This is a genomic window from Agrobacterium sp. Ap1, from assembly GCF_017313375.1.
Taxonomy (GTDB): domain Bacteria; phylum Pseudomonadota; class Alphaproteobacteria; order Rhizobiales; family Rhizobiaceae; genus Neorhizobium; species Neorhizobium cellulosilyticum.
In genome coordinates this window covers 129,196-148,205 of the sequence record NZ_JAFLMY010000005.1, presented here as the reverse complement: position 1 = coordinate 148,205, position 19,010 = coordinate 129,196, and the positions used below count along the sequence as shown (strand labels likewise).

General features: G+C 60.3%; 16 protein-coding genes. 6 read left to right on the top strand and 10 right to left on the bottom strand.

Annotated features, from left to right (window positions below):
• The first annotated feature begins 51 nt into the window (after nucleotides 1–51).
• The 3 genes from tpiA to pyrG all read left to right on the top strand — a co-directional run bounded on the left by tpiA (nucleotide 52) and on the right by pyrG (nucleotide 3,126).
• Nucleotides 52–831 carry a triose-phosphate isomerase gene (tpiA, locus tag JZX87_RS12145; RefSeq protein WP_206825769.1) on the top strand — a complete coding sequence of 260 codons (780 nt, stop codon included), beginning with the start codon at nucleotides 52–54 and terminating at the stop codon, nucleotides 829–831.
• Between the two features lie 83 nt (nucleotides 832–914).
• Entirely contained in the window at nucleotides 915–1,361 is a 447-nt protein-coding gene (gene secG / locus JZX87_RS12140) for a preprotein translocase subunit SecG (protein ID WP_206825768.1), read from the top strand.
• A 136-nt stretch (nucleotides 1,362–1,497) separates the two neighbouring features.
• Complete coding sequence (pyrG, locus tag JZX87_RS12135; protein WP_206825767.1) at nucleotides 1,498–3,126, top strand: CTP synthase; 1,629 nt, start codon at nucleotides 1,498–1,500, stop codon at nucleotides 3,124–3,126.
• A 34-nt stretch (nucleotides 3,127–3,160) separates the two neighbouring features.
• On the opposite strand, the gene JZX87_RS12130 is transcribed toward pyrG, so the two are convergent.
• The 9 genes from JZX87_RS12130 to JZX87_RS12090 form a co-directional block, all read right to left on the bottom strand.
• On the bottom strand, nucleotides 3,161–4,066 hold the full coding sequence (locus JZX87_RS12130; RefSeq protein ID WP_206825762.1) for a 2-dehydropantoate 2-reductase: 906 nt from the start codon (nucleotides 4,064–4,066) through the stop codon (nucleotides 3,161–3,163).
• Nucleotides 4,067–4,150: 84 nt separating this feature from the next.
• Nucleotides 4,151–5,581, bottom strand: coding sequence for a cryptochrome/photolyase family protein (locus JZX87_RS12125; RefSeq protein ID WP_206825758.1), 1,431 nt, complete (start codon nucleotides 5,579–5,581; stop codon nucleotides 4,151–4,153).
• Nucleotides 5,582–5,637: 56 nt separating this feature from the next.
• Nucleotides 5,638–6,858: a molybdopterin molybdotransferase MoeA gene (locus JZX87_RS12120; RefSeq protein ID WP_206825757.1), complete on the bottom strand. Its 1,221-nt coding sequence runs from the start codon at nucleotides 6,856–6,858 to the stop codon at nucleotides 5,638–5,640.
• A gap of 19 nt (nucleotides 6,859–6,877) precedes the next feature.
• Nucleotides 6,878–7,357 carry a cyclic pyranopterin monophosphate synthase MoaC gene (gene moaC / locus JZX87_RS12115; protein WP_206825756.1) on the bottom strand — a complete coding sequence of 160 codons (480 nt, stop codon included), beginning with the start codon at nucleotides 7,355–7,357 and terminating at the stop codon, nucleotides 6,878–6,880.
• Complete coding sequence (gene trpC / locus JZX87_RS12110; RefSeq protein ID WP_206825754.1) at nucleotides 7,357–8,175, bottom strand: indole-3-glycerol phosphate synthase TrpC; 819 nt, start codon at nucleotides 8,173–8,175, stop codon at nucleotides 7,357–7,359. The genes moaC and trpC overlap by 1 nt, the downstream gene beginning before the upstream one ends.
• A 4-nt stretch (nucleotides 8,176–8,179) precedes the next feature.
• Nucleotides 8,180–9,196, bottom strand: coding sequence for an anthranilate phosphoribosyltransferase (trpD, locus tag JZX87_RS12105; protein WP_206825752.1), 1,017 nt, complete (start codon nucleotides 9,194–9,196; stop codon nucleotides 8,180–8,182).
• An 18-nt stretch (nucleotides 9,197–9,214) separates the two neighbouring features.
• Nucleotides 9,215–11,104: a peptidylprolyl isomerase gene (locus tag JZX87_RS12100; RefSeq protein ID WP_206825751.1), complete on the bottom strand. Its 1,890-nt coding sequence runs from the start codon at nucleotides 11,102–11,104 to the stop codon at nucleotides 9,215–9,217.
• 488 nt (nucleotides 11,105–11,592) lie between these two features.
• Complete coding sequence (locus JZX87_RS12095) at nucleotides 11,593–11,940, bottom strand: DMT family protein (protein ID WP_148144793.1); 348 nt, start codon at nucleotides 11,938–11,940, stop codon at nucleotides 11,593–11,595.
• Between the two features lie 58 nt (nucleotides 11,941–11,998).
• Nucleotides 11,999–12,541: a Pycsar system effector family protein gene (locus JZX87_RS12090; protein WP_206825742.1), complete on the bottom strand. Its 543-nt coding sequence runs from the start codon at nucleotides 12,539–12,541 to the stop codon at nucleotides 11,999–12,001.
• Nucleotides 12,542–12,656: 115 nt separating this feature from the next.
• Between JZX87_RS12090 and JZX87_RS12085 the strand changes: the two genes are divergently transcribed.
• Entirely contained in the window at nucleotides 12,657–16,289 is a 3,633-nt protein-coding gene (locus tag JZX87_RS12085) for a FecR domain-containing protein (protein ID WP_206826117.1), read from the top strand.
• 38 nt (nucleotides 16,290–16,327) lie between these two features.
• A complete protein-coding gene (locus JZX87_RS12080) occupies nucleotides 16,328–18,262 on the top strand; it encodes a CHASE2 domain-containing protein (protein WP_286194532.1) in 1,935 nt (644 codons plus the stop codon).
• Nucleotides 18,263–18,315: 53 nt separating this feature from the next.
• On the opposite strand, the gene JZX87_RS12075 is transcribed toward JZX87_RS12080, so the two are convergent.
• Nucleotides 18,316–18,480: a hypothetical protein gene (locus tag JZX87_RS12075; RefSeq protein WP_206825738.1), complete on the bottom strand. Its 165-nt coding sequence runs from the start codon at nucleotides 18,478–18,480 to the stop codon at nucleotides 18,316–18,318.
• Nucleotides 18,481–18,744: 264 nt separating this feature from the next.
• Here JZX87_RS12075 and JZX87_RS12070 point away from each other — a divergent pair, with 264 nt between their 5' ends.
• A complete protein-coding gene (locus tag JZX87_RS12070) occupies nucleotides 18,745–18,999 on the top strand; it encodes a DUF6074 family protein (protein WP_206825736.1) in 255 nt (84 codons plus the stop codon).
• Nucleotides 19,000–19,010 lie beyond the last annotated feature (11 nt).

Here is a 19,010-nt window from a genome sequence, read left to right as displayed (position 1 = left end):
ACTGCGATCTCGTTTCGAGGTTTGCCGATAAATTGAGGAGGAAACTGCCCGATGACCCCAGACGTTCGCCCGCTTGTGGCCGGAAACTGGAAGATGAACGGCACACGTGATGCGCTCGGTGAAATCAAGGCAATGGCGGAGTGCGTAGTTGGCCCATTGGCTGATCGTGTCGACGCATTGATCTGCCCGCCCGCGACGCTTCTTTATGTCGCAACGGCGCTGTGCACCGACAGCCCGCTGATGATCGGCGCGCAGGATTGCCATCAGAAGGTTTCGGGCGCGCATACGGGCGATATTTCTGCCGAGATGATTGCCGACTGCTTCGGAACTCATGTCATTCTTGGCCATTCCGAGCGCCGCACGGATCACGCTGAAACGGACCATCTGGTTCGCGACAAGGCTGTGGCTGCCCATCAGGCGGATCTGACCGCGATCATCTGCATCGGCGAGACTGCCGGCGAACGCGACAGCTACCAGACGCTGGATGTGCTGAAGCGGCAGCTGGACGGCTCCATCCCGGATGGCGCCACGGCTGAAAATACCGTTATTGCCTATGAGCCTGTCTGGGCGATCGGATCAGGGCTGACCCCGACGAACGAGGACATTGCCGTTGCGCATGCCTTCATGCGGTCCGAACTCGCCAAGCGCTTCGGCGACGAAGGAACGAAGATGCGGATCCTTTATGGTGGTTCGGTCAAACCGGGCAATGCCGAGGTGCTGATGGGCATTGCCAATGTCGACGGTGCATTGATCGGCGGGGCGAGCTTGAAAGCAGCCGACTTCCTCGCCATCTACTCCGTCTATGAAGGGCTGATCGCCGAAACCTTGTAATCAAGGCTTGGAAAGAGCGATAGGCTCATGTAAAGAGCCGCCAAACTCTAGATTGTTGCCCGCGTAGGGCAGGGACCCGATACATGCAGACCGTTTTGATCGTCATCCATCTCATGATCGTGCTTGCGCTTGTCGGCGTAGTGCTCATCCAGCGCTCGGAAGGCGGCGGACTTGGCATTGGCGGCGGCTCCGGCTTCATGTCGGCGCGCGGCACGGCCAATGCGCTGACCCGCACGACGGCGATCCTCGCGGCGCTGTTCTTCGTCACTTCGCTGGCGCTCGGCATTCTGGCCCGTTACGACTCGCAGCCGACCGATATCCTGAACCGTATCCCGCAGAGCCAGCAGGGCACGGGCAACGGCATTCTCGACCAGCTCGGCCCGGCACCGGCTGCACCGCCGGCACAGGCTCCCGCAGGAAACGGCGTTCCGTCCGAAACCGGTGCAGCAGCTCCGGCCGCGGGTCAGGCACCTGCTGCCGCTCCGGCTGCGCCCGCTGCGCCGTCGAACAGCGTACCGACCGGCCAGTAAGGCTCCGGTTGAGACTTCAAGCTCCGGCAGGCCAAAAGCCTGCCGGTTTTATTTTGTGAAGATTCCACAGCCGTTTTAGCGATTGGCAAAATTTCTGCTGGCGGAATCGTGTGTGAAAAGGTAACCGGTGACTCCCATGGCGCGATATGTATTCATCACTGGCGGCGTGGTCTCTTCCCTTGGGAAGGGTATTGCGGCCGCGGCCCTCGGAGCATTGCTCCAAGCGAGGGGTTACCGGGTTCGGCTGAAGAAGCTCGATCCTTATCTCAACGTTGATCCGGGCACGATGAGCCCGACCCAGCACGGCGAGGTCTTTGTGACCGACGACGGCGCTGAGACGGATCTTGATCTCGGTCACTACGAGCGCTTTACCGGGTGTTCGGCGACCAAAACCGACAACATCACCACCGGCCGGATCTACAAGAACATCATCGACAAGGAACGCCGCGGCGATTACCTCGGTGCAACCGTTCAGGTCATTCCCCACGTGACGAACGAGATCAAGGATTTCGTCACCGAGGGCAATGACGACTATGATTTCGTTCTGTGCGAAGTCGGCGGTACGGTCGGCGATATCGAGGCGATGCCGTTCATGGAAGCCATCCGCCAGGTCAATAACGACCTGCCGCGCGGCACCGTGATCTATGTTCACCTGACGCTGATGCCGTATATTTCTGCAGCCGGCGAATTGAAGACCAAGCCGACTCAGCATTCGGTGAAGGAACTGCAGGCGCTCGGTATCCATCCCGACATTCTGCTCGTTCGTGCCGACCGGGAAATCCCGGAAGCGGAACGCCGCAAGCTTTCGCTGTTCTGCAACGTGCGCGAAAGCGCCGTCATCCAGGCGCTCGACGTTGCCAATATCTATGACGTTCCGATCGCCTATCACAAGGAAGGCCTCGACAACGAGGTTCTGGCCGCATTCGGCATCGAGCCGGCTCCGAAGCCGCGCCTTGACCCTTGGGAAGACGTCTGCAGCCGCATCAGGACGCCGGAAGGCGAAGTCACGATCGCGATCGTCGGCAAGTATACGGGTCTGAAGGATGCCTATAAGTCGCTGATCGAGGCGCTGCATCACGGCGGTATCGCCAACCACGTCAAGGTCAAGCTCGAGTGGATCGAGTCGGAAGTCTTCGAAAAGGAAGATCCGACGCCTTACCTCGAAAAGGTCCACGGCATTCTGGTTCCCGGCGGTTTCGGCGAGCGCGGTTCGGAAGGCAAGATCCTTGCCGCCCAGTTCGCCCGCGAACGCAAGGTGCCGTATTTCGGCATCTGCTTCGGCATGCAGATGGCGGTGGTGGAAGCCGCCCGTCATCTGGCCGGCATCGAGAAGGCTTCGTCCACCGAATTCGGCTCGACCTCGGAACCGGTCGTTGGTCTTATGACCGAATGGGTCAAGGGCAACGCGCTTGAGAAGCGCGCGGCAGCCGGCGACCTCGGCGGCACGATGCGTCTCGGCGCCTACAATGCGGCGCTGAAGAAGGAAACTAAGATCGCCGAAATCTATGGCTCGACCGAGATTTCGGAACGTCATCGCCACCGCTACGAAGTCAATGTCGACTACAAGGAGCGGCTTGAGAGCTGCGGCCTGGTGTTCTCGGGCATGTCGCCGGACGGCGTTCTGCCGGAAACGGTCGAATATCCGGATCACCCGTGGTTCATCGGCGTCCAGTACCACCCGGAACTGAAGAGCCGCCCGCTCGATCCGCATCCGCTGTTTGCAAGCTTCATCGAAGCGGCGCTGGAACAGAGCCGCCTCGTATAAGAAAAGAAAGACCCGGCTTCGGCCGGGTCTTTTGTTATGCGGTTTTGGTATTGGCGTCGCTGACAGTCTTAAGCAAGGTCAGCATTGCGGTGTTCAAGGGCGTCGCAAGGCCGTGGCGCAGGCCTGCGGCAACGACCGCACCATTCAGCGCCTCGATTTCCAGCGGACGTCCTGCGAGGCAGTCGAAATACATGGAGGTGCCTGCTTCCGGCGGATAGGCCAGAAACGTCTCAAGGATCATTTCTGCTTCATTGCCTGCAAGTTGCGCGCCCTCGGCGCGACCGACCGCCACTGCTTCGTCAAGAATGCCAAGAGATAGCTGCTGGATATCCTCGCGCTGGAAGACGCCAAGCCGCTGGCGGGTAAGCGCCGTGATCGGGTTGGCGATGACGTTGACCAGCAGTTTGCGCCATTGAAAAGTGATGAATTCCGCACTGATCCCGACATCGATGGGGGTGCCTTCAAAAAGGGCCGCAAAGGCTTCCGCTTGCGCTCCTGCAGGCACAAGCAGATCGTGACCGCGGATGTGGCGCAGGCGGACATGGTCGGGGGCGAAACGTTCGCCATTGTAATAGACGATTGCCGGAAGCACGGTCGCGCCCTTCGCATGGGGGGCAACGCGCTCCTCATGGGCAATGCCGTTCTGCAGGACGGCAACCGTCGTCTGCGGCGTGCAGAGGCGTTCCAGCCAAGGGGCGGCAGAGGCCACATCCTGTGCCTTGGTGCAAAGGATCACCCAGTCGACCGGTTCGGCGCCACTTGGCTCCGTCAGTGTCTTTAGCGGTATCCTTTTGCTCTCTTCGTGGTGATCGAAGGTAAGCGTGTCGATCCGCCTGCGGGCGCAGACCGTCACGTCATTGTCCGGTGACAAGCTGAGGCAGGCCGCGGCAACGCCGCCGATCCCGCCAAGTCCGACGACTGCGATCTTCCGTCCCGTCATTCTGATCTCTCCTCTTGCAGAAAAAGGAGATTAATCGCGGATGGAACCGGTTGAAACGTCAATCCTGCTGCAAGCGGTACTGCGTCAGCCTTTCAGGCCCTTGTAGGCTTCAAGCGCCCGGTCACGAGCCATGCCGTGATTGACGATAGGTTTCGGATAAGTCTTTCCGAGTTCCACGCCGGCGCCGGCCAAAACATGGTTCGGCGCTTCGAAGGGCTTGTGGATGTATTTCTTCGGCAGGTCTTTCAGTTCCGGCACGAAGTGGCGGACGTAATCGCCGTCGGGATCGAATTTCTCGCCCTGCAGGATCGGGTTGAAGATGCGGAAGAAGGGGGAGGCGTCCGCGCCCGAGCCGGCCACCCATTGCCAGTTGGCGGTGTTGCTGGCCGGATCGGCATCGAGCAGCGTATCGCGAAACCACTCCTCGCCGCGGCGCCAGTCGATCAGCAAGTCCTTGATCAGGAAGGATGCGGTGATCATGCGGACGCGGTTGTGCATGTAACCGGTCTGCCAGAGTTCGCGCATCCCGGCATCGACGATCGGATAACCGGTCATGCCCTTGGTCCAGGCGCTGAAATCGGCCGCGTTGAACTCCCATTCGAAGGCGTCGAACTTGTCGTCCCAGTTTTTTGTGCGCAGATCGGGAAACTCGACCAGCAGATTGTAGCAGAAATCGCGCCAGGCCAGTTCCTTGCGGTAATGGACCAGATCGTCGCGATGTTTGTCAGCCAGCCCGTTTGTGGCGTGCCAGATACGGGCAGGGGATATTTCTCCGAGCGCCAGATGCGGAGACAGTCTGGAGGTCGCGTCGATCGCCGGGAAATCGCGACCGCGTTTGTAATCATGCAGGTCGGCGTCGATCAGGTCTTCGAGCTTTTCCTGCGCACCGGCCTCGCCGGGCGTCCAGTGTCTGGAAAAACCTGCGGCCCAGTTCGGTTTGGTCGGCAAAAGGTTCCAGCTATCGAGCGCTTCAGAACGGGGATGGCTCTCGGGCGACGGGATGGATTTGGGTGAGGCAATGGGGCCATGCGGCTCGTGAAGCTTCTGCATGGCGTTCCAGAACGGCGTGTAAACCTTGAAGGCGCTACCGGAGCCGGTGCGGATCAATTTCGGATCATGCAGCAGCTGGCCGTGAAAGGCGCGGATGGCGATGCCTGCATCCTTGAGCGCGATGGCGATCTCGCGGTCGACCGTGGTTCGTTCATAGGCGCGATTGACGTAGACCGTCTTTGCGCCGGTCTTGCGGGCAATATCGATGATGATGTCATCGGCCTTGCCCGTCGCAAACATCAGGTCGCTGCCCAGTGACTTCAGCTTGTCCTTGAGCGCTGCCAGGGAATGATGAAGCCACCATGCCTGTGCGGCCCCAAGCGGACCGATATCGGGCTGTACCGGTTCGCGGATATAGACGGGGATGACCGGGCCAGCTGCATCGATCGCGGCATGGAGTGCGGCATTGTCGTCGAGACGCAGGTCGCGGCGGAACCAAAGGATGGCGGATGCGGTGTCAGGCACGATCTACTCCGTTTGGGCAAGTATGCCCAAGCCTACGGATTTCCTCGCCAACCGGATCAGTCGAGGGCACGGATAAGCAGCATGCGGCAAGGTTCGCCTGCTGCCAATTCCGGCGCATGCGGCGCGCGGACGATGAGACCGTCGGCATGGGCAAAGATCTTCATCATCGACGAATCCTGCTTCGGATTTGCCTCGGCGACCAGATTGCCCAGTTCGTCACGGGTGATCTTTGCACGCAGATAATCCTGCCGCTGGTCATTGGGGCGAAGCGGCCTTGCAGTGATGCCATCGACTTCGCGTCTGCGCTCCGGCAGATGAGCAAGGCGGCGCAGCAGCGGTTCGAGAAACAGCATGCCCGTAACCATGCTGGCGACCGGGTTTCCGGGCAGGCCCAGAACATGCATGCCGTCGAGCGAGCCGACCATCAGCGGCTTGCCGGGGCGCATGGCGATCCGCCAGAAATCAAGCTCCATGCCGGATGCCTTCAGCGTCGCCTGCACCAAATCGTGGTCGCCGACGGAAGCGCCGCCGAGGGTGACGAGGATATCGGCTCCGGCATCACGAGCGCGCTTGATCGCAGCGGAGATGGCGTCCTGCCGATCGGGGGCAATGCCTAGATCGAGAACCTCACCGCCATTGTCGCGCACGAGAGCGGCAATGCCGAATGTGTTGGATGCGATGATCTGCGCGGGAGCGGGATTGCCGCCCGGCTCAATCAGTTCGTCACCCGTGGCGAGGATCGCCACTTTCGGCTTACAGAATACGGGAAGCGTCGGGTGGTTCATCGCGGCTGCGACGGTCAGATGCGAGAAATCGATAAGCGTGCCGGCATTCAGCACCGTTTCGCCTTCGGCAAAATCCTGACCACGAGGACGGATGTGTCGCCCGCCGGTGACCTGAAATGTCGTGCGGATGCTGTCGTCACCGATCTTTTGGGCGTCCTCCTGGATGAGGATCGTATCGGCGCCTTCCGGCACCGGAGCGCCGGTGAATATGCGAACGGTTTCGCCGGGGCCGAGAGGGCCATCAAAGGCACGCCCCGCGGCGGCAGTGCCGATGACTGTGAGTTCTGAACCGATCTGCGGCGCATCGACCGCTCTCAGCGCGTAGCCATCCATGGCAGAGGAATTGAATGGGGGCTGGGTCAGCTTGGCCTTAATGTCAAAAGCAAGCACGCGAGCCGCTGTATCGGCCAGAGGGAGCGTCTCGATGCCGTCGACCGGGCGGGCGCTGGCAAGCAGACGGGCCTTGGCGTCTGGAACGGGCAAAAGCGCCATGGCGAAATCTCCTCGGGCTTTACGCTTTATAATGGCCGGACTTGCCGCCAGTCTTTTCGAGCAGCCTTATGCCACCGATTTCCATCGCCTTGTCGGCAGCTTTGGCCATGTCGTAGATGGTCAGGCAGGTGACGGAGACGACGGTCAAGGCTTCCATTTCGACGCCGGTCCTGCCGGTGAGCTTTGCTGTCGCTGTGACGCGCAGGCCGGGCAGGCTGTCGTCTTCCAAGATCTCGACTGAAACCTTGGTCAGCATCAGCGGGTGGCAGAGTGGAATGAGGTCGGATGTCTTCTTGGCGGCCATGATGCCGGCAAGGCGGGCGGTGCCGATGACATCACCCTTCTTGGCATTGCCTTCACGGATCAGCGCCAGCGTCTCCGGCAACATGCGGACAAAACCTTCGGCGGTTGCCGAACGAGCGGTCTCGGCCTTGTCGCCGACATCGACCATATGGGCCTCGCCGGCCTGATCTATGTGGGTGAGCTTGCTGTCAGCCATCACTCGGCCGCCAGCGTGCCTGCTTGTCCGGTCAGAAGCAGCCGCGTGGCCGCTGCGACATCATCCTTGCGCATCAGGCTCTCGCCGACGAGGAAGGTGCTGATATCGACCTTTTGCAGGCGCAGGCAATCCTCATGGGTGAAGATGCCGCTTTCGCCGACAAGCAGGCGGTCTTCGCCGGTGACCATCGCCGACAGGCGTTCGCTGGTCGAAAGGCTGACCTCGAAGGTTCTCAGGTTGCGATTGTTGACGCCGAGCAGCGGCGAGGGGAGCTTCAGTGCTCGTTCCATCTCGGCTTCGTCATGCACTTCGATGAGGCTGTCCATGCCGAGTTCGGTTGCGGTCTCGTAAAGCGCCAGCGCCTCGTCGTCGGAGAGCGATGCCATGATGATCAGGATGCAGTCGGCGCCCCAGGCGCGGGCTTCATAGACCTGATAGGGCTCGAACATGAAATCCTTGCGCAAGGCCGGCAGCGCACAGGCATTGCGGGCAGCAACGAGGAATTCCGGTGCGCCCTGGAAGCTCGGGGTATCGGTGAGAACCGAAAGGCAGGCAGCGCCGCCTGCCTCATAGGCTGCTGCCAGCGCCGGCGGATCGAAATCCGGACGGATCAGGCCCTTGGACGGGCTTGCCTTCTTGATCTCGGCGATCAGGCCGAACTGACCGGCCTGCTTCTTCGCCTGCAGAGCCTTCAAGAAGCCGCGCGGGGCAGACTGGTCGGCAGCGCGGGCCTTGATCTCTGCAAGCGGCACCGCCGTCTTGGCCGCTTCGATCTCGACGCGCTTGTAGGCTTCGATCTTCTGCAGGATATCGGCCATGATCCTATTCCTTCTCGTTGGAGACCGCCACGAGCCGGTCCAGTGCTGCAGAGGCCTGACCGCTCTCAAGCGAGGCGGTGGCGAGCAGCATAGCATCCTTGAGTGTTTCTGCCTTGCCGGCCACGACCAGAGCGGCCGCTGTGTTGCAGAGCGAGATATCACGATAGGCATTTTTCGCGCCGCCGAGGACGGCACGAAGCGCCGCGGCATTGGCGATGCCGTCACCGCCCTTCAGGTCGGCGAGCGTTGCGGGTGCGACGCCGAAATCGGCCGGGCTCAGTTCGAATTCACGGATCTTGCCGCCTTCAAGTGCCACAACCTGCGTTGTGCCTGTCGTGGTGATCTCGTCGAGACCCTGGCCGTGCACGACCCAGACGGTTTCGGATCCCATTTCCCGCAGTGTTTCGGCAATCGGCATCAGCCATTGCGGCGAATAGACACCAAGCAGCTGGCGTTTTGCGCCGGCCGGATTGGAGAGCGGACCGAGCAGGTTGAAGATCGTCCGCGTGCCGAGTTCCACCCGGCTCGGGCCGACATGGCGCATGGCTGCATGATGCATGGAAGCGAACATGAAGCCGATGCCAGCCTCACGGATACAGCGTGCGATCTGGTTCGGGCCGATCTCCAGGTTGACGCCGAGCGCCGAGAGCGCATCGGCCGTGCCGGACTTCGAGCTGAGCGCACGGTTGCCATGCTTGGCGACCGAGAGGCCTGCGCCTGCGGCGATGATCGAGGCGAGCGTGGAGATGTTGTAGGTTCCGGCGCCGTCGCCGCCGGTGCCGACGATATCGACGGCATCCGCCGGAGCCTCGACCCGCAGCATTTTGGCACGCATGGTCGAGACGGCGCCGGTCATTTCCGCAACCGTTTCGCCCCGTACCCGGAGTGCCATCAGGAAGCCACCGATCTGCGAGGGCGTCGCTTCGCCGGACATGAGAATTCCGAAGGCGTCATGCGCCTCTTCGCGGGTCAACGATTCGCCGGTGGCGACCTTGGCGAGGAATGGCTTCAAGTCAGGCATTTTCGGCATTTGCCTCAATTATTGAACTGTTGATGCGGACTGATCGAGGACAGTCTGGTTGATCGAGACGCCATAACGATCCTTCAGGCTGTTGACCATCTGATCAAGCATGTCGTCGCCTGCTGATTCCGCGAGGCGCTGAAGCTGCGGGTCATTGGCCAGTTCATCAGACGGAGCCTGCTCGACAGCGGTCACCTTCATCAGCATGCGGCTTTCGCGATCTGCTGCAAGGGCGGTGCCTGTCGTGTCGACGGGACCGGAGAAGGCGGTCGTGATCGCTTCCGCGCCGAAGATCGCATCTTCGGCGTTGCGGCGCAGGCCGGTCTTCGTTTCGACGGCGATGCCGAGGTCCGCGGCAATCGCGGCCAGAGTTTCGCCCTTGTCGAGACGAGCCTTCAGCTCGGTTGCCTTGGCGGTGAGGGCTTCGCGCTGCTGCTCGGCGGTCCAGTCAACCACGACCTTTTCGCGTACTTCACCAAGCGAACGCTCGCGTTCCGGCGTTACGTTGCGAACTTCGAACCAGATGTAGCCGACATTGCCGAGGCTGACCGGGATCGTGTCCTGGCCAGGTTCTGTGCGGAACACTTCGGCGATCAGGTTGCTGGCAGCCGGAAGATTTGCGATCGGCTGTTCCTTTTCGTCCTGGCCGGAGGCATCTGCCGTCACGGTGACGAGCTTGAGGTTCAGTTCCTTGGCAGCGTCATCGAGCGTCGCGCCACCGCCGCGCAGATCCTCGAAACGGTCATGGGCGCTGGCGATTTCACGCGAGGCGGCTGCAACCGCCATCTGCTGACGCAGTTCTTCCTTGACTTCGTCGAAGCCGCGGGTGCTTTCCGGGCGGATGTTGGAGACGCGCAGGATGACCGAGCCGAACGTGCCCTTGATGACAGGGGTGGTGCCACCATTGGCCGAAACCTTGAAGGCTGGTTCGGCCCAGGCAGGGTCCGGGATGCTCTGCTTGGTAAAGTCACCGAGATGGACGTCGGTCGGGGTCTTGCCCTGATCCTTGATGATCTGGTCGAACGTGGTCGTGCCGTCGCGCAACTGCGTTGCTGCTGCATCCGCCATTTCCTTGTTCGGGAAGGTCAGCTGTTCGATCGTGCGGGTTTCGGGTGTCTTGTAGCCGTCCTTGCGCTTGTCGTATTCGGCGCGCAGCTCGTCATCGGTAATGGAGGAGGCGTCGGCGATGTCACTCGGCTCGAGTTTAACATAGGCGAAATTGCGGTATTCCGGTGCGCGGTACTTGGCCTTGTTGGCGTCGAACCATGTGGTCAGAACGTCATCCGCCGGTGCCTTGACCGGATCGATATTGGCGTTCGACAGAAGCAGATAATCGATTGTGCGCGCCTCGTCGCGATACTGTTTCAACGCATCGAGCATGACTTGCGGCGGCTTGAAGCCGTCTGAAACGGCTTCCACGACCTGGCTGCGGACTGCGACCTTGCTGCGTTCGGCAATATAGTCGTTTTCGCGCAGGCCTGCATTGCGCAGGCGCGAGGAGAACAGGTCATGGTCGAACTGGCCGTTGGTGCCCTTGAAAGCCGGGTCTTCACCGATCAGGTCTGCCAGGCGCTGTTCGGAAAGACCGAGATTCATGTCATCGGAAAGCTGGTCGAGGGCTGCACCTGCCGAAAGCTGGGTCAGAACCTCACGGTCTATGCCGAAGGAGCGGGCCTGCTGGGCCGTCAGCTGGGTGCCGAACTGGCGGCTGAGGTTGGCAATCTGACGCTGATAGGCAAGCCGGAACTGCTCGGTGGAGATTTCCTGGTCGCCGACCGTCATCACGGTGTTCGCATTCGAGGCGATAAGCGACTGGCTGCCACCCCAGATGGCGAAAGAGGCAACCAAGAGCAGAAGCAGAGACTTCGCGACCCAGGAGCGGGCGGCGTTTCTAAGAGAATCAAGCATCGATCAACATACCTAAAGACAGTCTGCCGCCCAGTTCTGGCGGATGAAGCACTGTCTCTAGAACAAACTTCGGCGGAATAGAAGGTACTGCCGATGAAAAGGCCGCGAGCGTCGGCACGGCCGCTACGTTCTCTTGTGAAATCCCGTGCAGCGAGAAGAACCACGCAAGGCAAAGCCGGCATGGTGGAAACGGGAATGGAGCAGGCAGTGGCATTTGGTGGATTGGTAGATAATCGATCTGCCTGCCCCGGCCAAATCATCCGGGTTTTCGAGACGTGTCAGTTCCCGTTTGCCCCGATCTTTCGACCATCACCGGAAAACCGATCCGAAATCCGTTGAGGAGGCCGGTTCGCGAATCCGGTTTCCCATCCGATGACAGGCTGATTGTCGCGCATACGGCGGTTGCGGGGATGAAACGGCACTGCGGCAAAATCTAAGTTGCCGCGACGCCAGCGGATTATTTTCCAACGAGGCCGGCAACGTCCCCGTTATTTGGTGAAGATGAAGAAAGCACCGAGCGCGATGAACCCGAAACCGATCGCCTGTTTCCAGTGGAACGATTCGCCCAGATAGAAGACCGAGAAGATGACGAAGACAGAGAGCGTGATGATCTCCTGGATCGTCTTCAACTGGGCGGCATTGAAATAACCGTAGCCGATGCGGTTTGCCGGGACCTGGGCGCAATATTCGAAAAAGGCGATCGCCCAGCTGGCGAGAATGACAAGATAGAGCGGCTTGTTTTCGAACTTCAGGTGACCGTACCAGGCAAATGTCATGAAGACGTTGGAGAGAATGAGCAGGCCGATGGTCAGGAAGGGTGTCAGGGCAGCATTCATTGGCGGGGGGTCCATGGGCGGGGCCAGAAGGGGAGGCCGGGAAAGAGAGGGATTCGCGTCAGGTTGCAAGAAGCAGAATTACATAGGCCAAAACGGTGAAAACAAGGCCGCGGAATGCATAGGCCACAAAGCGGTATTTCTGCCGGGCGATCAGCGACAGTACATCGGCATTGTCGAGATACTGGTTGAACAGATAGCTGACATCGCTGTGCTGGGCGGCCTGTTCGAAAATCGGCCGGTGCTGGGGCCAGGTTCCCCAGAAAAGCGAGGTGGATTTGTCGATGTGACGCGGCAATACGACCATGATGGCCGAGATGATTGAAGATACGGACGTAATCGCAAGCGCGCCGGAGACGATGACGACCAGCCAGCTGCCCTCTGTGTAGCGGGCAAAGGTGAATACGCCGCGTCCTTCTGCCGACGAGATCAGAAAGGCAAGCATGAAGGTGAAGATATAGGCAGCCTTCTGATCGGAGATCTTGATCTGATCGTAAAAGACATCGTTCACCTTGCGGATATGATTGATGTATTCTTCCGTGACGATGCCTGTCGCCATCGGCATTTCCAGCATTTCTGTCGGTGCGCTGTCGAAATCGCTCATTACTCTTGAGATCCCTCGTTCAAGTGTCTCCGTGTTAATACACCTTCCTCTTAAAGCAAGGTGACATCGGCTCGAAAACTTGACAGTTTATATGTTTGTGTCCACAGGTTGCGGCATGCGCGGGGTGCTCAATCGATTTTTATTTGCGGTTTCTTTGACGCTGCTTGGTGCCGGGGGTGGTCTTCCCGCGCGCAGTGAGCCCGTGCCGCGTGATGGCTCAGTTGCCGGCGCGGTGATTGCACGCAAGACGGGCGAGGAAGTCCGTTTTATCGACGTTTCGAACTGGCAATTCGTGGATTTGAGGCAGGATCTCGTCGGCGGAGATGTGCTGCGGACGAATGCGACCGGGCAGCTTGCAATCCTGTTTTCCGACCGGACGCAGATCCGTATGGGCCGCAATGCGACGCTGGTGGTGAAGCAGGTTACGTCAGGTTCGGGTGCCGATACGGTGCTGGAACTGCAGGCCGGGACGATCTGGGCGCGCGCCGAGCGCGGCGGGCCGGGCGTCGAGGTGCAGACACCGGCAGCGGCCGCCGCCATTCGTGGAACCGACTGGACGATGACGGTCGATGGGGCAAGGACATCGCTCAGTGTGCTCGAAGGCGAGGTGCGGCTCAGCAATCCGCAGGGCAGTGTCGATGTGCGTGAGGGCGAAGGTGCCGTCGCCTCGATCGGCCAGGCGCCGCAGAAGGTGGTGATCGTCGATAGCGATGATCGCGAGCAGATGCTGTTTTATTTGCCGGCACGGGAGGCTTTCAGGCGGATGCCTGCATCGAACCAACCGGTGGCGCAGATGCGCAGGCAGGCCGACCGGATTGTCGCCAAGCCGGCTGGTGAGCGCACGACGGAGGAATGGGTGACGCTGGCCGAGACACAGCTGACGCTCGAAGGACGCCCCGCAGCGCAACGGACGCTTGGCGCGCTTGAGCGGCGCTCGTTGACCGCGAACCAGAAGGCCCGGCTCTCGCTGATCGAGGCGATCATGCTGGCCGAAGACAAGCATTATGCCGAGGCGGCAAAGCTGTTCGACAAGGCTCAGCGCGGGCTCGATGCAAAACGACGAGGTGTGGCGCTTTATGGCGGGTATTATGCCCGCAGTCTTGCCGATCCGACCCGGGTGGAAAAGATGCCGCGGAGCGTCCAAGGGCCGGATGCGGCGTTCCTGCGGGCCTATGCGGTCGGCTTCCTGCAGGATCTGCGCGCGGCAATGGGCGTGCTGAAGGATGCCGAGCGGCAATATCCGGACGATCCGCAGCTTCCGGCCTATAGGGCAATGCTGGCGCTTCTTCTCAACGACAGGCCGGAATATCAGCAGGCGGTCGATCGATCACTGTCGCTCGATCCGAACGAGCCGACGGCGCTTGAGGCGAGGGCGCTCTACAGGGCGGGATTTCAGGGCGACAACAGCGGCGCCATGGAGGATCTCGAGGCCGCCGCTCGGGTGACACCCGGCAGCAGCTCGACGTGGAATGTGATCGGCAATGTGCAATCCTCCCGCGATGCCAACCGCGAAGCCGAGGCAGCCTTCCTGAAGGCGATCGAGCTTGATCCTCAGGATCCCATCCCGCATGCAAATCTTGCGATCTTCTATCTCGATACGGGCCGAATCGAAAAGGCCAAGGCGGAGATCGACAAGGCCATGGCCGTTGATCCGGCCTTCGATCTCGCGCTTGTCGCCCGCGGGCGCTACTATCTGCAGACGGGCGAGGTGGACAAGGCTGTCGAAGACCTGCTGGCCGGCACGGTTGCCAATCCCGCCTATTCTCAAGGACAGCTGATGCTGGCCGCCGCGCATTACGAGAAGGGCGATCGCGTCGCTGCAAACCAGGCACTCGACAATGCCGACCGGCTGGATGACAACGATCCGGTTATCGCGGCGGTGAGGACGGCGCTGGCGATCGACGATTACGATTCGGTCGGGGCGATCCGGCATGCGCAGGAATATCTGCGACGGTCGAAGGCGCGGGGGGGCGAGTTCACCTCCGTCGGTGCCAATCACGAGGCCGGATCTACACTCAACGATGCGTTTCGTTTGCAGGGGCTGGATGCCTGGGGCGAATATTATGGCGATGCGGCCTTCGACCCGTTCCAGGCGGCGGCCTATGTTGACCAGAGTTTGCGCGGCAGCAGCGATCCTTTCGTCGACAATTATTTCTATGGCGACAATGTCATTACCAACGAAGGCAACAGCCAGGCGTTTTCCTCTCTGTTGCAGGGCCTGTTGCTTGATCCGCATATCATCTCGGGCCGTTCGCGCGAGGCGAACCTGTTGAAGCAGCCTTTCTTCGAGGTCGAACTCGGAGGCGGCTTCACCACGGCAGGGGGCGAGGCGGGATATACGGCGGAAGGCGAGGTACAGGCCTATCGAAACCTGCCGTTCCCGGTCAGCCTCTATGCGAACCTGCAATGGCAGAAAGTGCCGGATGCGCGTGATACCGGGGCGCTCACGGATCTCGAAACCGAAAACAAGCTGCTTGGCGGCAATGCCTACCTCACGGCAAGCCCGACGGCTTATGATCGGCTAGTGTTTTATTTCAACGACGCAAAAAGCGATGTTTTTCGCGATTTGACCGGGGATGTCGGCGGTACCACATTGAGGACTTATCAGGATGTCTCGGCTCGCGTGACCAATGCCGGTCTGGGTTGGAGCCATACAGTTGCCTACCAAAATGTGGTCAATGCTGCTCTGCTTTATGGCGGCATAAGCAGCGATGACACCCAGTCGCTCGATATCACGCCACCCGGAGGCCCGCTTGTCACAGTTTCCGCCCGGGAAGAATTTCGGCAGCGATCCTATATAGCCGCGGTCAATCACATGGTTGGTGCGGACGATTTTACCTGGCGATACGGTGTGGAGGGAGGCCGGATCGATGGGCGTGTATATCGCGGTGTTACCGGGGCGCCTGGCACTACCGATTACGATGAAAGCACGGTCGGGCGGGTTTATGTCGATCTTCTGCATGAAATCAGCGACAGTCTGAAGGCGGAATATGCCCTGTTCGGCAGCTATATCGATGGCGAGACGTCGGATGTGGCGCGCATCGAGCCGCGGATCGGGCTTGCATGGTCACCGACGGACGGTCAGTGGCTGCGGGCAGGGTTCATGCGAAGCAGCATCGACCTCACGACACCGACCTTGTCGCCGATCGGTATCGTCGGCATCCAGCCGAATGCGATCTCGGTCGGGACGGAAGGGTATGTCGATACCTATGCCCTGCGATGGGATGCCGAATGGACGCCTGATTTCTTCACGGCGCTGCAATATCAACACCAGGAGATGGATCATCCGCGCATTCCGATTCCCTTGGTCTCGACACCGTTTACCACGAGCGAAGGGCGGCTCGACCGGGCGAGCCTGACGGCCAATGCGGTGCTCGGGGCGGGTTTCGGCCTGTCCTCGACCGCCGCCTATACGGATTCCGAGGATCAGGGTTCGGGCACGCCGACATCGGGCGGGCCGCTACCCTTCGTGCCGGAATGGGCGGGGCAGGTGGCACTGACCTGGGTCAATCAGGCGCATGTCAAGACGACGCTTGCCGCCAATTACATCGGCGACCGTGTCAACGAGGCCGGCGTGTCGCTCGATGACTACTGGACGCTCGATGCCAATCTTGTCTGGGAACCGTTCGACAAGCGCTTCGAGTTTGAACTGGCTGCCTACAACCTGCTGGACGAGGATATCGAACTGAACAACGACATACCCGGCTGGGGGCGTTCGTTCAAAGGCACGTTCAGGGTCCGGTTCTGATGCAATCCGGCTCACGATGGCGATTTGCGCGCCGATTGATGGCTGCGCGCTCCCTGCAGGTGCTGCTTCTGTCGGTATTCGTCTTCGGCGCGGTGGCTTTGCTTTCTCGCCTGCCGGGCTGGGCGCTGATGGACTATCGGGCTTTCGATTATCTGTCGACGATCCGCGGACCGGGTGTGCCTTCGGACGATATCGTGATCGTCGCGATCGATGAACCGTCGCTTGCCGACATCAACATGCAATGGCCGTGGCCGCGAAGTCTTCATGCCCGGCTTGTCACGCAACTTCGAGATGCGGGCGCAAAGGTTATCGGGCTGGACATCATCTTTTCCGAACCTTCGTCATCCGTGAATGATCAGGCGCTGGCCGATGTCATGGGACCCGACGTGGTTCTGGCGGCCGACGAGACGATCGTTACCGCGGAGCAGGCCGACCAATATATCCGGGTGATGCCGCTCGAGATTTTTACATCAAGGGGAGCCGCTGCCGGAATAGCCTCGATATCGCTCGATCGCGACGGTGCATTTCGACGTGTACCGGCGATTGTCGACGGGTTTGCGGCCACCATTGCCGTTGCGGGCGGTAATGCTGTCGAGGTCCCGGACGAGGGGAGGCTGGTGCAGGTCTTCGGGGGGGCGAGAACATACAGGACGGTTTCCTATTATCAGGCGCTCGATCCCGTCAATTTTCTGCCGCCGGGTTTTTTCAAGGGCAAGACGGTTATTGTCGGCCTGAGCCTGCAGAATGCGCCTTCCATCGCCAGCGGAGGGGCCGATGCCTTTGCCACCTCGCATACGGTTCATGACGGACGCCTGACAGCCGGTGCCGAAATACAGGCGACGATCCTCGACAATCTTCGTTTCGGCCGGTCCGTTACCGAACTACGCGGATCGTTGACGCAGGCGACAGTCCTGCTGTCGGCGCTTTGTGCCTATCTGCTTGTGCGCCGGCGTACCGGGTGGAAGACCATAATCGGCGTGGTTGCCGCGGTTCTGCTTCTTGCCGGCGGAAGTTATCTTGCGCTTCACTGGGCCGGGCTGTTCGTGTCGCCGCTTGCGCCATCCTTCGCCTTTGCCGGCGTCGCCGCGGCCCAGGCGACACTCGATTATGCACAGGAGCGCAAGAGCCGCCGACAGATCACGCGGGCATTTTCCCAATATCTGGCGCCGGCGCTGGTGGCGCAACTGGCCAAGGATCCGAGCAAGCTGAAACTCGGTGGCGAGAAACGGTTCCTGTCCATCCTGTTCTGCGACGTGCGCGGGTTCACAACCATATCGGAGCAGCTGAAGGACGACCCGGAGCAGTTGACTGCACTGATCAACCGGCTTCTGACGCCGCTTTCGCAGATCGTGTTGTCCCATGGCGGGACGATCGACAAATATATCGGCGATTGCCTGATGGCGTTCTGGAATGCGCCGCTCGACGACCCGGACCATGCCGTCCATGCGGTGTCTGCGGCGCTCGACATGCTTGCCTCGATGCAGACGCTGAATGACGAACTGCAGCATGAGGCGGAGGCTGACGGGCGACGGTTCTTTCCGTTGAGGATCGGCATCGGGGTGAACACCGGCGAATGCGTCGTCGGCAATATGGGGTCGGAACAGCGCTTCGATTATTCGGCGCTCGGTGATGCGGTCAACCTGGCGGCCAGGCTGGAATCGGCATCGAAAGCCTATGGCGTTTCACTGCTGATCGGCGAAAAGGCGGCGGATGAAATCGGCGGGATTTTTGGCGTCTTTGAACTCGACAGGATTGCCGTCAAGGGCAAACAGGAGGAAACGCGCGTCTTTGCTGCCACCCGAAACCGGGACACTTCGTTGACTGAGCGGCACAAAGACGCTCTGTCTCTTCATTACGAGGGCAGAATGCCGCCGGTCGATCTTATAGGGATGCTGGCGCAGGAGGTTCCCGAACTGGCGGTGTATTACCAGCGGATGATGCCCGAAGATGATCAGCCGCCGGTATCCGACTAGAGCCTGAAGCAATTGCGGACGCAGAACCGCATCCTGCTTTGCCGGAACTGCTTTTAATGCAGGGTTTCCATGATGGGCTTTTCGTCATCCATGATGCTCAGAGCCTGGAACAATGCCTCTACGAGAATGTCGGTCAGGCCGTCCATATCGTTCTCCTGCAGAAAGAGCGCGATAGACTGGTCCGAAGGCTGGTTCACGTGATCAAGTTCCTTAGACATTCATGTCCCTTTCATCTGTCCTCATGACGTGTGTGGGGACATCTTTCAGTGCTTCGCCTTGCGCCGGGCTGGTTATCAATCGCCTGAGCGCCCCTCGAAGCAGGGCGTTAAGCCTAACTCGATCCTAACATATTGTCCGAAAATGGGACGGCAAGGCCTTGAATCGGAACCAAAAGGTTTTTGACCGGTTCACTTTTTGTGAAGGTCTGGCGGCGAAAGTGCCTTCATGTACGGGCGATTCGGCCCATCGAGTATGGAGATGGCATGACACTGCTGCAGTTCCCCGCCGACCGGCGGACCGCCGACGTAAGGCGATGCGCCGACGCTCTTCAGCGTCTTCACGGCGAAGAGGCAAACCGTTTCTGGCGCACCGAAATGGCACAGTTCGCCAAGGGGTTCCGGGCTCAGGGTGTCGAGGAAGAAGAAATCCGTCATCAGGCCGCAATCTTCATGCACGCCGTGCAGATGGAATTGCAGATGGCGTTTGCGGAAGAAGAGCGCGACGTATCCGCCTATTGACGAATTGCCGG